This window comes from Mucilaginibacter dorajii (assembly GCF_024808255.1).
GTDB lineage: Bacteria > Bacteroidota > Bacteroidia > Sphingobacteriales > Sphingobacteriaceae > Mucilaginibacter > Mucilaginibacter dorajii.
The window spans coordinates 36,500-50,581 of the sequence record NZ_JANTYS010000029.1; the positions used below are offsets into that span (position 1 = coordinate 36,500).

At 39.3% G+C, this 14,082-nt stretch carries 8 protein-coding genes; 4 read left to right on the top strand and 4 right to left on the bottom strand.

Going from position 1 to position 14,082, the window contains the following annotated elements; genetic code table 11:
- The first annotated feature begins 191 nt into the window (after positions 1-191).
- Complete coding sequence (locus FHS10_RS25855; protein ID WP_259096756.1) at positions 192-2,753, top strand: hypothetical protein; 2,562 nt, start codon at positions 192-194, stop codon at positions 2,751-2,753.
- Positions 2,754-2,900: 147 nt separating this feature from the next.
- Here the strand turns inward: FHS10_RS25855 and FHS10_RS25860 are convergent, their stop codons facing one another.
- From FHS10_RS25860 to FHS10_RS25875, 4 genes are all read right to left on the bottom strand, one after another.
- Entirely contained in the window at positions 2,901-3,959 is a 1,059-nt protein-coding gene (locus FHS10_RS25860) for a proline iminopeptidase-family hydrolase (RefSeq protein ID WP_259096758.1), read from the bottom strand.
- Positions 3,960-4,288: 329 nt separating this feature from the next.
- Positions 4,289-5,107 (bottom strand): tyrosine-protein phosphatase, encoded by an 819-nt coding sequence (locus FHS10_RS25865; protein ID WP_259096760.1) that lies wholly within the window; start codon positions 5,105-5,107, stop codon positions 4,289-4,291.
- Positions 5,108-5,179: 72 nt separating this feature from the next.
- A complete protein-coding gene (locus FHS10_RS25870; protein ID WP_259096762.1) occupies positions 5,180-6,811 on the bottom strand; it encodes a SusD/RagB family nutrient-binding outer membrane lipoprotein in 1,632 nt (543 codons plus the stop codon).
- A gap of 26 nt (positions 6,812-6,837) precedes the next feature.
- Complete coding sequence (locus FHS10_RS25875; protein ID WP_259096764.1) at positions 6,838-10,185, bottom strand: SusC/RagA family TonB-linked outer membrane protein; 3,348 nt, start codon at positions 10,183-10,185, stop codon at positions 6,838-6,840.
- A 319-nt stretch (positions 10,186-10,504) separates the two neighbouring features.
- Here FHS10_RS25875 and FHS10_RS25880 point away from each other — a divergent pair, with 319 nt between their 5' ends.
- The 3 genes from FHS10_RS25880 to FHS10_RS25890 all read left to right on the top strand — a co-directional run bounded on the left by FHS10_RS25880 (position 10,505) and on the right by FHS10_RS25890 (position 14,073).
- Positions 10,505-10,972 (top strand): VOC family protein, encoded by a 468-nt coding sequence (locus FHS10_RS25880; protein ID WP_259096766.1) that lies wholly within the window; start codon positions 10,505-10,507, stop codon positions 10,970-10,972.
- Between the two features lie 202 nt (positions 10,973-11,174).
- The gene (locus FHS10_RS25885; protein ID WP_259096768.1) at positions 11,175-13,049 is read left to right on the top strand and encodes a CocE/NonD family hydrolase; all 1,875 of its coding nucleotides are present in this window, start codon (positions 11,175-11,177) and stop codon (positions 13,047-13,049) included.
- 190 nt (positions 13,050-13,239) lie between these two features.
- Positions 13,240-14,073 (top strand): ABC transporter ATP-binding protein, encoded by an 834-nt coding sequence (locus FHS10_RS25890; RefSeq protein ID WP_259096769.1) that lies wholly within the window; start codon positions 13,240-13,242, stop codon positions 14,071-14,073.
- Positions 14,074-14,082: the final 9 nt, after the last annotated feature.

A 14,082-nucleotide genomic window follows, 5' to 3' on the forward strand; every position in this document is an offset into this window, starting at 1 on the left:
TATTATTCATTAAATGAAATCACATTCATTCCATTCATTTATATTTCGACAGTATGTTTTAGCTATTAACAATCATTACATTCATACAATTATTCATCCCCCTCAAGTTGAATCCCCTCACCAGCCTGGAATAATAAAAAGTAATCGTCTTTGCAGCATAATTTAATTATACTACTCTAAAACCTAAATATATGACAGCCACCTCTTCGCATTCATTTGAATTCTTAAAATCGTGTGTCTTAAATGTATCTAACCTTAAAAGCGTCACTCCCAGCGACTGTAAAGTGATTTCGGCACTTATTTTCAACAAAACCAAATTTATTGTAAGTGAAACCACCTTAAAACGAATTTATGGTTTTGCGTACAGTAAATTTAACCCTTCCATATTTACCATCGATGTTATGGCCAAATACTGCGGATACAACGGATGGGATGACTTTTGCGAAAAACATGATAATAAAACTACAAAATCAGATAGCGTAAATGTTAATTGGGATACGTTAAACAACAAAGCCTTAAAAATCACCAACTTTACATTGCAGGCTTTAAAAAACAAGTCGGGAATTCCATATAATCAAACTATAAAAAGAGGCTTTATTGACGATCATTTTAATGAGTTTTTGAGGGGGAACTACACAGCTACTGTATTCACTGCTCCATCTGGCTACGGTAAAACTATAGCGCTTTGCCATTGGATAGACGAAAAATTAGCAAATAACTTTAATACCCAAAGCAACGACATCGTATTATTCTTTAGCAGTAGCGCACTGATGAGCATCTTTTTAAGTGGCCGCGACCTTAACGATTGGTTATTAACCTTGCTTGGCTACACACCAGAAGAGGATGTGATGTCGCTACTTGACGTAAATAACCGCAAGGAAGGCAATTTTTACCTTATTATTGACGGCTTTGATGAACATATGTTCAAGAATGACCAGTTTGAGTTAATGTTATACCAATTGATGGACGTTTTTTCTTTCTATCAGTCACAAAACTGGTTTAAGCTTGTGCTCACCATGCGCTCATCAAATTGGATGAATAACAAACACACATTGGCTTACAATCAAGACAAATGGTATCATGGCTTTACAACAGACGACCAGTCTGGAGACAATGTACCCCTGTTGAGCATTCAGGAGATAAAAGAGCTTAGTAATAAGATAAATCCTGCCAACCAAAGCAATATAACAACAGATATTGCTAATGATTTTACTAACCCGTTATACTTTCAATTTTATTACAAACAACATAAAGAAAACTTTACACTCAGCCATATCGATCATTTTAGTATTTATGAACTTATATCAACCTTTATATTAAACAAGGTTTACCTGGGTCATTATGCAACCGAAAAAATACTTCTTTTAAACGGACTTATTGAAAATATGGATTTTGAAAACCGGGTATACGATCTTAACAAACTAAAAGTTAACGACTTGTTAAGGCTATATGGCCATGCTTATAATGAACTTTTAAGCATTGGTTTTCTAAAGGAGGTTAATACCAGCGTCGAGTCGCAATTTAACACCAGTGTGCAGTTTGGGAACACCAATTTCTTAGAGTTTACCATTGCGGCCAAATTACTAAATGATAGTAACCAACGTTTTGATAGCAAATTAACAGCCACAATAAGTGGCTTGTTTAAAAATAATGAACGCAAAGTTGCGGTATTGAAATGGTGCATAATACATGCCATAAAAAGTAACCAGCAAGAGTGTTTTGAGTTGTTATCGTTAACGGAATTAACACCCCATGAAAAATCTGAGCTGATTATTTTTTTAGGAAGCTTACTTGAAAAAATGAGCGTAACAGTTACTCACAGTGAGTCACTATCAGGTTTCTTCAAACAAAGGTGTACAGATGAGTTGTTTTATTATTTCTTCGGTTTGGAGTTTATTAACATAAACTATAAGAGAACATTGCAAACCCTGCTTAAATTTGAATTATCGGCCTCAAAAAAAATAATTACCTACACGGCACTTGCGGTAATAGCTATTCAGCAATTTGAGTTTAATCAACTTGAGAGTTACATTAATAAATTAAAAAGTTTCCCTGCCGAGGAAATGCAGCAATTTATTATTAACCCGCTAAATTGTATCGACGCTATTTATCACTTTTTTAAATACGGAATTATTAAGCGGGCATTTTACAGTGATTTAACACATTTTATTTTTAACCCTCCCCAGTCAACCAGTGCTTATAATAACCCCGCAAATGATCTCATTTATTTAATTGCCGGGTATTCATTGATAATTTGCCAGCATCCGAAAAAAATACAAAGGTTTATTAATGTTATTAAACGGTTAAATCATGGCGACAATAGGGATACATCGGTATATAATTTCTTTTTAGATATGTTACAGGCCGAAGCCTGTCATAAACTGGGCAATTTAAAGGAACTCAATAGGATTTATCACCCTGTTAGCGACCTGTATGATAATGATGGAAACACATTTACATCGTATATGAAATCGATGGTTTATAGTCTTAAAATTAAAAGGGCATTACTGAGCAACGATTATACAAAATTAGGCAGTTACTGGCGTTTTATTATACAGATCTGTGACGAGTATGGACATCGGCTTTCTGCCACATTCATTGCAGAAACATTATTAAAGAGCGCTGACTTTGAAGAATTGGAACCGCAACTATACAAACAGGTTTATTATGATTATACCAAGATATTAAGGCAGGCAGGATTATCTAAAGAAACATTTTTAAAACCGATTGAAGCCCTGGTGTCAAAAAGTTAGAGACACAATAATCAAAATGAGGCTGTCTCAAAGATCAGAGAACAACCTCATCCTGATTGAATTTATAAGAATAGTGCTGAATAGTGTTTTGAACAGACGTTTCCCAGGATCCCGATCTTACCTTTAAGAGTGCTTTAAATTATGTTTTTATATTTTAACTTTCTTTTCTCCTGAATCAACGCCTTTTATAAATTTAATTAAACCAGCCATATAAACCTGCTGATCATCATACATGCTCATATGGCTACCATTGGGGCAATATAAATAGCTGCCATTTTGCACAAGTTGAGATACTTTTTCCATGTGCTTTGGATCCATAGTATCATATTGACCGCCGATGCTTAGCGTTGGTACCCCTATTTTAGGCAAATCGGCCATTCTATCCCACTTAACTAATTTACCAGCTACACCAAATTCGCTTGGCCCCTGCATGGTTACGTATAATGATTCATTCAATTTACCCAACGAACGGTTAACAGGCTCGGGCCATTGGTCAAGCGGGATACGGCAAATGTGCTTGGCGTAAAAATTAGGCAATAGTAATTGCATATATTCAGGGTTCTTAAAATCGCCTTTTGCTTCAATGGCACGGATTTTTGCCAAAACTTTAGGATCAAATTGCTTTGCCAATACGTCATTAGCGTATTTACCGTAATCGGGTACGCTCATCATCATATTTGAAATGATCAAACCTTTTAAATTATGCTGATATTTCTGGGCATACTCCATAGCCAGGATGCCACCCCACGAATGACCGAGCAGATAAAAATTACTGCTATCTAATTTTAAAGCCTGGCGCACCTGTTCTACTTCTTCAACATACCGCGGTAAGCTCCACATAGCGGTATCTTTTGGATTATCAGAATTGCCACAGCCTAATTGGTCATAATAAACCAACTCTATTCCCTCGGCCGGTAAAAAGCTTTCCATACACTCAAAATATTCATGTGTAGCCCCAGGACCGCCATTTAGCAGCAACAATTTAATTTTAGGGTTGTTACCTATCTTTTTTGTCCAAACATGAAATTTACCTTTGGGTGTGTTAATGGTTACCATTTGCACTCCGCCGGTTTTTACGCCTGCGGTAGTATCTTTAAAATAATCGGCCGGGCTGATACCACTTTGCTGAACGGTGGATGTTTGCTTACAGGCATACAAACTTGTAAAAACCATTAAAATAACGAATTTCAAGTAATTCTTCATCATACGGGATTAGTTTTTGATTCCATTAAAACTAATAATAAAACGCCATATAAAAGAAAAGGCCACCTTTTGGGAAGAAAAATCGCTTTTGACATTTAACTTTATTTTGTCACAAGCTGAGCGTTGAGTAAATACGAATTTAACTGCCTGTAAGATAGATTATAGCTAATTTCACGAATTTTTTCAATCACATTTTATTTTTGCGACAGGGCAAACGCTGCTAATTGGGTTAACATAACTTAACACATTTCAGATAAAGCACATTGTAAATACCTAATAATCAACCACTTATTATTTTACATGGTTAACACAAAACTGATGGATAAACAGGATTAATCCAGGTATTTCTTTTTTAGTGTTTTGATATCTTTATCACTCAAACCTATCTGGGTTTTAAGGTAATTATCAACGGAGCCGTACTTTTTAATAATCTCATTAAAAGTAGCATCGAGATATTCCTTTTTAGCGGCCATTACATTTTTGGCAACGCGCTCATCCAATTTCATGGCTTGCACCATTAGTTTCTCTGTTTTTTCGTTTTCGGCAGTGCGATAATAATTTGTTGCTTCATAATCGCTCATGATGGTATCATAAGGGACACCCAGGCTGTATAACAACAACGCGGCGCCAATACCAGTGCGGTCTTTACCCGCGGTGCAATGAAAAACCAGGCTTTTATCGGCAGGTAAATTCAATAATTTACCAAACATAGGTTTATATCTATCTGCAAGTGGAGTAATGTTACTGTAATAAGTGATCAGGATAGAATCTCCATCGCCTTTAACATTTTTAAAGCTGCTCATCATATTACCCACGTTTTCGCTGCCCGCGGGGCATAAAATGTAATCGGTATTAGGATTCATACGGTCTGGTGCCTGTTTCGCCTCCTGAGTACCGCGCAAATCAACATCATAAGCAATATTTCTTCTGTTTAATTCAGCCAAATCATCGTCTGTAAGCTTGCTCATATCAGCGCTGCGGTAAACTTTACCCCATTTTACGTGATGACCGTCGGCAGTAGTATACCCACCTAAATCGCGAAAGTTCACGGCTCCTATTAAATCCACTTTACGTTTGGCGCTATCAACAATTTGAGCCTTTGCTGCACCGGTAACGCAAACGCTCAATAATAAAATACTTAAAAATTTCATATCCGTTTATAAATTATAAAACAGGAACCTATTGCTAAGTTCCTGTTTGGTAAATATTTAGTTTAGTGTTGCTTATTTAGTAAGCCAGGTATCTTTTGTAAGATCATCTGTGCCGCCAAATTGCGAGCTAAGTGCTGCATTGTAATTAGCAGTATTGTAAGCCGACTCTGAAGCCGGATATTGCCAACGACGTGGAATCAGGTTATTAGGCGTACCTATACCACTACCACCTTGCACCAATGCAGGTAAGCCAGTACGGCGGAAGTTATAAAATGCTTCCCAACCAGAGTTGTTAAATAACGAGATATACTTCTGAGTCAGGATCTGTGATAAACCAGTAGCATTATCACCTGCGTAAGCTACATTAGCTAAAAATTGGGTAGTATTAGCAGTTGCTGTCCCCCATACATCACCTTGTTTTAGTAACTTAGGGTTAACAGATGGTTCTGTTGATGAGATAGGGAAAGTAACAGTTAATGTTTGACCATTAGTTATTCCGTATAATGCCAACGAAGCATTGATACCATTGGTGTACCATGTAGCACTTGCGCCGCTCACCCAGCCCCGGTTAATAGCCTCGGCTATGTTAAAGCACATTTCTGAATATCCGATAAATACAAATGGCTCGGCAGTTGCACCGGTTGCATTGTTATAATAGCGGGTAAAACTATTGAACGAATAAACACCATTGTTAGAGTTGGTTAATAACGCGGCTTGTGACTGGTTGATATCAGAACCTACATAGGCCGAGAAATCGCCGATTGCTTTGCCACCGCTTACCTGCAATGGAGCAGGAGTTGAAGTTACAAACAAGCGAGGATCTTGTGTAGCCACAGAAATGCTTACATAAGTACTTCCAGGATTTGCAAAGTTATTGTAAGGGTTTAGGCCTAATGAAAACGTAGGATACCTGTTTACTGCATTGAATTTATAAACAAGGTTATCGCCGTTGCCAGTCATGATTGGATATTTTACCGGGTTGGCCACTATAGCTGCAAAGGTTTGTGGAATTTGCAGGTCGGCATTATCGGTGGCACGTTTGCTTAGGCTAATCAATACTCTTAAACGGTAAGTATTAATCACTTTTTGCCATTGCAGGTAAGTTAAACCATAAATATCGCCGCTTGCATCTAATATAGTAGCACCAAGCGTAGGGTTAGCAGTTATTAAATTACTTAAAAGTGTGTTAGCATTATCTAACTGTGTAAGAGCAGCTTTGTAAACATCATGCTGAGTATCATACTTTGGAGTGAGAATAGTTGCATTGCCGGCTTGTGAAAAAGGGATATCCCCTACCCTTTGGGTAAGCCAAATACCAGCGTAAGCTTTAAAAAACTCGCCTAAAGCATAGTACTTATTGGTTTGATTACCCAATTGGGCAGTAGCCTGCTGTTCAAGCTTAAGCGTATACTTTAATATATCATAGCTATCAGATGTATTGCCAAAGTTATAAGTATTGTTACCCCTGTAATAAGAGTAGTTGGCAATAACATATTGGTTGGCAACCTGCGAGTAACCCCAGGGCTGCTCGTCGCTACGGATCTGTGTTGCGGTGATGTGGTTAAGTAACAAAGAAAGCGGAACGATTGAATTTTCACCGGCCACGTTAGGGTTATTGATCAAATCCCCTTTCTGACAACCGGTTATAGATACCATACCCATTGTTAACAACAACGCGTAGGGAATTAATGATTTTATTTTCATAAATTTTCTTTAAATCAATTAAATAATTAGAATGTTAGGTGGATGTTGAATCCATAACGGCGTGCGGTTGGGCTTTCCAGATCGCTGCCACCATTGGTACCCACCAAACTACGATCTGACGCGTTGTAACCAGAAGCAAACTGATCAAGATCGATATCCTTACGTGCAGCAAAATAAAGCAGGTTACGACCAACTATACCAAATGATGCTCTTCTGATAAACGTACCCTTCAACAAGCTTTGTGGTAACGAGTAGCTTAAAGTAGCCTCACGTAATTTAGCATATGAACGGCTGATCATGTAGTACTCGTCAAAGTTGCCTGCAATACCGCTCGATACATAACTTTGTACAGTTACAGCAGTAGTATTTGGTGCAAATGTTAACTGGCTTAAGTTGGTGATCTGACCACCTGAGTAAGTTGGCGTACCACTCACAATATGCACACCAGCACCAACATATGAAGGTGTAGCACCTACCGTACCTTCTTTTGTGCTGTTCCACTCAGCTAAACGAGCAACACCAAAGGCTCCGGTTGCCGTTTCAAGGTTAGTACCACCATTCATTGACTGGTAGTAAGTTCTGTCGTAAATTTTACCACCTATGCGGCCGTCAAACTGGAAGCTCAAAGAAAAGCCTTTGTAACGGAAAGTGTTGGTAATACCAAAAGAGAAATCGGGGTTAGCATAGCCTAATAAGCCCTGGTTTGATAAACCACCTGGTGAAGTTAAAGGTAAGCCACCCGCGGTGTTCACAATGTTACCACTACCATCACGTATAAACTTAGTACCGTAGATAGCATCTGGCCTATCGCCAACTACATAATTGTGGTTATTTTGCTGTAGAGTACCCTGACCTGCGTAAATTGATTTAATAGTTTCTCTGTAAGTTGCATAATTAGCATTGATATCCCAGTTAATACCATCAGGGTTTTTCAATACCGAGCCCATTAATTCAATTTCAATACCATGTTTGCTGGTTGTTACACCATTTACCAATTGGTTGGCATCACCTGTAGATGTTGGTACACCTAATTGGAAAATGTTAGGCCCGTTGGTTGTTGTAAAATAAGTAGCATTTAAACCCAACCTGTTACCTAAAAATTTGGCATCAAAACCGGCCTCATATGATTGAACATCAAAAGGCTTGATTTTGGGGTTGGCAATGGTATTTGATAAAGTTACCGAAGGGGTTCCGTTATAGAAAGTACCGGTTGCGATAGGTGAGGCGTTGGTATAAGTTGGGCCGTTGTATGGGGTATACAACTCAGAGCCGTAACCTAACAAGCCGCTAACCGGTTTTGAGTTCCAGCCTGTACCCAATGCTGTTGATTGTAAAGCATTATAAGATGAGCCAATTGTAGGTGAAGTTAAACCGCCTTTAACATCGGCAAATGAACCACGTATTTTTAAGAACGAAATAAACTCGGGCAATTTAACATAGTCTGTTACCACACTGCTTAAAGCAACTGAAGGATAAAAGAAAGTGTTAGCACCTGAAGGCAATGTAGAAAGGTTATCTACACGACCGGTTGTATTTACGTTGAAGTAGTTTTTGTAACCTAAGTCAAATGAATAGTAACCGCTATACACCTGCATTTTTGAATCAAAATTGTAGATGTATGGTTTACCTGCAGAGTTGTTTAGGTTATAAACACCGGGTAAAGCCAATACCTGGGTTGTGCCCCAGTCAGAGTTATAAGTAAATGACCTTTCGTTGCTACCTGCTAATGCCGATACATTCCAATCACCAAATTTGTGGTTATAAGTTAATGTTAAATCAGTGTTGTTTTCCAACAGGTTACGGTCATCTTGTCTGTAATCGCCATACCAGCCAAAAGTATACCATGACAGGTATTGATTAAGGTTAGCGCCTGCAGGTACTTTTTCGGTATTTTGCTCATTATAAGTATTGAGCGCCGAGCGTAAGCTAATTGCTAAATCCTTATTGAATTTATAGCTTAATTTTAATGATCCGTAAATGGTTTGCTTTGTTCTGCCTTTAAGCCATTTATCGGCCACAAAATAAGGGTTATTTAAACGGCCATACTCCTGGGCATACTGCTGTAATCCCGGAACGCCCTGCGGGCCCTGGTAAACATTTTTAAGATCGCGCACATCATAATCGGCAGAACCGTATACTTTAAACATGTATACATAGCTTTGCGGGCTATAATCAACATCGGGGATGTTAGGAGAATATTGTTCGTTCAGGTTTAAGTCGCCTTCAATACGCAATTTAGATGTGATATCGTAACCTGCGGCGATTTTGAAGTTATCAATATTTAAACCTGTATTAGGGAAATCACCTTTTTGATAAGTGTGACCGTATGATAAATGAAGATCGTAGTTAGATCCGCTGGCTGCAACAGATAAGGCGTTGGTAGTTGTTACACCAGTTTGCACAAAGTTGTTAAAGTTGTTTGCGCCACGTGCCAGCCATGGTGTTTTTTGCCTGATGCCAGTAGTTGCATCATAAGGGCTATCATATTGTTGAGTTTGAAATACACCATCAAAACGCGGACCCCATTCTGGTAAACGTTGTGTGTTATCGTATAATACGTTACCGTAGCTATAGCCAAAGTTAGTACCACGGCCGTATTCTGTTTGACTTTCAGGTAATACTATAAAGCCTTTTTCTAATTCGGTAGTGCTGTTGAAATCAACCTGCCAGCCTTTTTTATCTTTTGAACCACGTTTGGTAGTAATAATGATTGCACCATTAATACCACGGAAACCATAAAGGGCTGCCGCGTTGGGGCCTTTCAATACGGTGTATGTTTCAACGTCATCGGCGTTAAAGTCATAAGTATCTGATGCTACGGGCTCGCCGTCAACAACATATAATATGTCTTTGCTACCACGTAATACTACAGTTGGCGCACCTGCAAACTCAGAGCTTGCACCAATATTTAAACCGGCAATTTTACCGGCAACGGAGTTTAAAGGGTTTGCGTCACGTGCAGTTGTTAACTCATCACCTCTTATTTGTGATTGTGAATAACCCAGTTTTTGAAACTCTTTTTTAACACCAAGAGCCGTAACCACTACTTCTGATAGTGCCCGGGTATCTGGCTTCATTGAAATAGAAAGATTAGTTTCGGTTCCGATAACTACTTCCTGAACGGCAAAACCAATAGTCCTGAAGGTTAAGGTTTGTCCTTTTTCGACAGATATAGTAAACCTACCAGCAATGCCGGTTGCTGTACCGGTAGTTGAGCCTTTTATCATCACACTAACGCCGGGTAGTGGCTGGTTAGCATCATCCAAAACTATACCCCTGATCGTCAGATTTTGGGCGTATAGGTTACTGAATGCAAACACCGAAGTGATCACAATAAGCAACCATCGAGAAACTTTGAGTAATCTTTTTTCCATTGTTAAGTTAATTTTTCCTACAAAATTACCTTGACGCTGTTAAGAGACTATGCGCACATCAACACTAAACGGTTATGGAATTATTAAGAATAAACTTTAAAAGCAACCAATATATCCATGATGTTAAATTTTGTTAAAATCATAACCATAACGAAAAAATATCGCATCGATTAAATACAGTCAGAAAAACCTGAGCAATCTTTTTTGAGGCTGCTAACGTATATATTCAATTCGCAAACAGCCCCTTAAAATGTCTGATTACCCCCTCATTAAATGATAGCGTTGCGGGTATATTTGTTTAAATCAATAAACAACTATTATGAAAATTCAACAAAAGATCACCCCGTTTTTATGGTTCGATAACCAGGCCGAAGAGGCTATAAACTTTTATACCTCAATATTTAAAGATGCCACCGTTGGCGATATCTCCCGTCACGGAGAAAACGGCCCGGTAATGACGGGGACTTTTACTTTAGCCGGCCAACAATTTATGGCGCTTAACGGTGGCCCAATGTTTAAATTCACCGAAGCAATCTCATTATTTGTAGATTGTAAAGACCAGGCGGAAGTTGACTACTTTTGGGAGAAACTATCTGAAGGAGGGCAAAAATCGCGCTGCGGTTGGCTTAAAGATAAATTTGGTTTATCGTGGCAAATTGTACCCGACACCCTGGGTAAAGTATTATACGGTGCCGATAAGGCGGGATCGGCAAGGGCCATGCAGGCCATGATGAAAATGGATAAACTTATTGTTAAAGATTTGCAGAACGCTTACGAAGGGAGGTGAGTTTTAAGTTGATTGAGTTGGAATAGGTTGATTAGGTTGCCTGAAGATTGATTCTTTGCATTTATGGAAAATTCACTTGATTTTATTACCATCAACTGGGTCACTTAACCCAATCAACTTATTCAAACTTAATCAACCAATTAATTACCCAAATCTGCCTTTATTTGTTAAATTGCAGTTTAATTAACTGACTGACCGACTTATGAAACAATTGCTACTCTTTTTAGGGCTTGCCATGTGGTGTACCTTCGCCAGCGCCCAAACATCTGAAGACTCCACCTACATCAAGCAAAATTACACCAAAATGGAAAAGTACATTACCATGCGCGATGGTAAAAAGCTGTTCACATCCATTTACCTGCCCAAGGATCAATCCAAAAAATATCCTATCGTGATGACCCGTACGCCTTATACGGTATCACCCTATGGCGAAAATGAATACAGGCGTACCCTTGGCCAAAATATGCTGTTTGCCCGGGCAGGCTTTATATTTGTTTACCAGGATGTACGCGGAAAATGGATGAGCGAAGGCGACTACGTAGATGTACGCCCGATCATCGACAAGAAAAAAAGCAAAACCGATACTGACGAAAGTACCGATACCTATGATACTATTGACTGGCTGGTAAAAAACCTGCCCAATAATAATGGCAGGGTTGGTATTGAAGGGATTTCTTATCCCGGCTTTTATTCATCAGCTTCATTGCCTAACGCTCACCCGGCTTTAAAGGCAGTATCGCCGCAGGCTCCTGTTACCGATTGGTTTTTAGGTGATGATTTTCACCACAACGGTGCCTTTATGATGATGGATGCTTTTAACTTTTATACCGGCTTCGGCATTCCGCGCCCAAAACCAATTACTCCTAAAGAGTTTAAAAGCAACATCAAACCTGTATTTAAAGATAATTACAAGTTTTACCTTGAAATGGGCGCTCTGCCAAACTTCAAAAAGAAATATATGGGCGATTCTATCAAGTTTTGGAACGATCTGATGTCGCATCCAAACTACGATGAGTTTTGGAAAGCGATGAACATTCGCCCGCACCTCGTTAATATTAAACCTGCAACCATGACGGTTGGCGGTTTCTTTGATGCAGAAGATTGCTTTGGTGCATTACATATTTACGAGGCTTTGGAGAAACAAAATCCGCAAACGCATAAAAACATGCTGGTGATGGGGCCGTGGTTTCACGGTGGTTGGGAAAGTAAAGATGGAACTTTATTTGCCGATCAAAACTTTGGCTCAAACACCAGTGCCTGGTTTCGCGAAAATATCGAACTGCCTTTCTTTAATTACTATCTAAAAGACGAAGGCACCATGGATTTACCGGAAGCATCGATATTTGTAACCGGCAGCAACCAATGGCACAAATTTGAAACCTGGCCACCCAAAAACACCACCGAAAAAACGCTTTACTTTCAGCCGGATGGCAAACTTTCTTTCAGCCCGGCCACCGCTACTGATAGCTTTGATGAATATGTAAGTGACCCTAACGCGCCGGTGCCATACCAGGATGGCATTCAAAAAGGCCGTACAAGAGAGTACATGCTGGATGATCAGCGCTTTGCTGGCCGCAGACCGGATGTAAAGGTTTATCAAACTGATACCTTAACTGAGGATATGACGCTTACCGGCCCTTTAATGGCCGATCTGTTTGCATCAACAACGGGCACCGATGCCGATTATGTGGTAAAACTGATTGATGTTTTCCCGGATACCTACCCCAACCCTATTCCTAACCCTAAAAACGTAACGCTTGCCGGTTACCAGATGTTGATCCGTGGCGAGGTTTTCAGGGGCCGTTTCCGTAATTCATTTGAAAAACCCGAGGCATTTGTACCGGGTAAGGTTACCGAAATTAAATACGCTTTGCCGGATGTTGGTCACACTTTCAGAAAAGGGCACCGCATCATGATCCAGGTGCAAAACTCATGGTTCCCATTGGTTGACCGTAACCCACAAAAGTTTGTGGATATATACCAGGCTACCGATGCTGATTTCCAGAAAGCCACCCACCGTATTTATCACGACGGACAAAATAAATCATCATTAAAAATCACAGTTTTAGAACAATAGAAAAACTATTTTAAACAGTGCAAAGGTTACCGGAGTTTTCTGGTAACCTTTTTTATTTCCTAAGATCCTTATCTGGCAAGTACTCCTCTGTCCCTCTTTAAATAATTTTCGCGAAAAGTTTGGATTTTTAAATTATAGTGCCTACTATTGCAGTGTACTATTCTAGTAGTACACTAAAACACAAACCAACATGATTAATATTGAAAACCTTACCTTTGGATACCACAAAAAGCAGGCAGTGCTTGAAAATCTTGATCTGCACCTTAAGCCTGGGCATATTTATGGCTTGCTTGGTCGTAACGGTGCTGGTAAATCAAGCCTGTTACATAACATATGCGGCTTATTATTTCCTGACGCAGGTACTTGCCAGGTAGCAGGTAAAAACCCGGCAGATCGCTCGCCAGAGTTTTTACAGCAGGTATTTTTATTGCCTGAGGAAATTTACCTGCCCAACGTATCTATCAAAAGCTATCTTGACATCTACGCCCCCTTTTATCCCGAATTTAACCGGGATTTGTTTTTTCAGTTTTTAACGGAGTTCGAAATCCCGGTGGAAAACAAATTACAAAGCATGAGCTATGGCCAAAAAAAGAAAGTGATGATCAGTTTCGCGTTGGCCACTCAGGCAAAAGTTTTATTGATGGACGAACCCACAAACGGCCTCGATATTCCATCCAAAAGACAATTCCGTAAAATAATAGCCGGCATCATTAAAGAAGATCAACTGATCATCATCAGCACGCACCAGGTTAAAGACCTGGATAGCCTGATAGATTTTGTATTGATTCTTGAAGATAAGAAGATCATCCTGCACCAACCGGTTGACCATATAACCGAAAAACTGAGCTTTAAACAGGTAATGAGCCTTGATGAAATAGCCACCCCTATTTACAGTGAGGGGGCTTTAAAAGGCTATGCGGTTGTGGCAATAAATAATAAGCAGGAGCATTCACGGCTGGATATGGAAATGTTTTTTAACGCCGTACTAACCGAAAAGCAACAGATCCTTTCACAATTTAATTAATAACAGCAA

Excerpts from the sequence above, each read along its gene's own strand:
- FHS10_RS25855 (WP_259096756.1), top strand. The coding sequence starts at position 192 with ATGACAGCCACCTCTTCGCATTCATTTGAATTCTTAAAATCGTGTGTC.
- FHS10_RS25875 (WP_259096764.1), bottom strand. The coding sequence starts at position 10,185 with ATGGAAAAAAGATTACTCAAAGTTTCTCGATGGTTGCTTATTGTGATC.
- FHS10_RS25890 (WP_259096769.1), top strand. The coding sequence starts at position 13,240 with ATGATTAATATTGAAAACCTTACCTTTGGATACCACAAAAAGCAGGCA.
- FHS10_RS25885 (WP_259096768.1), top strand. The coding sequence starts at position 11,175 with ATGAAACAATTGCTACTCTTTTTAGGGCTTGCCATGTGGTGTACCTTC.
- FHS10_RS25860 (WP_259096758.1), bottom strand. The coding sequence starts at position 3,959 with ATGATGAAGAATTACTTGAAATTCGTTATTTTAATGGTTTTTACAAGT.
- FHS10_RS25870 (WP_259096762.1), bottom strand. The coding sequence starts at position 6,811 with ATGAAAATAAAATCATTAATTCCCTACGCGTTGTTGTTAACAATGGGT.
- FHS10_RS25880 (WP_259096766.1), top strand. The coding sequence starts at position 10,505 with ATGAAAATTCAACAAAAGATCACCCCGTTTTTATGGTTCGATAACCAG.
- FHS10_RS25865 (WP_259096760.1), bottom strand. The coding sequence starts at position 5,107 with ATGAAATTTTTAAGTATTTTATTATTGAGCGTTTGCGTTACCGGTGCA.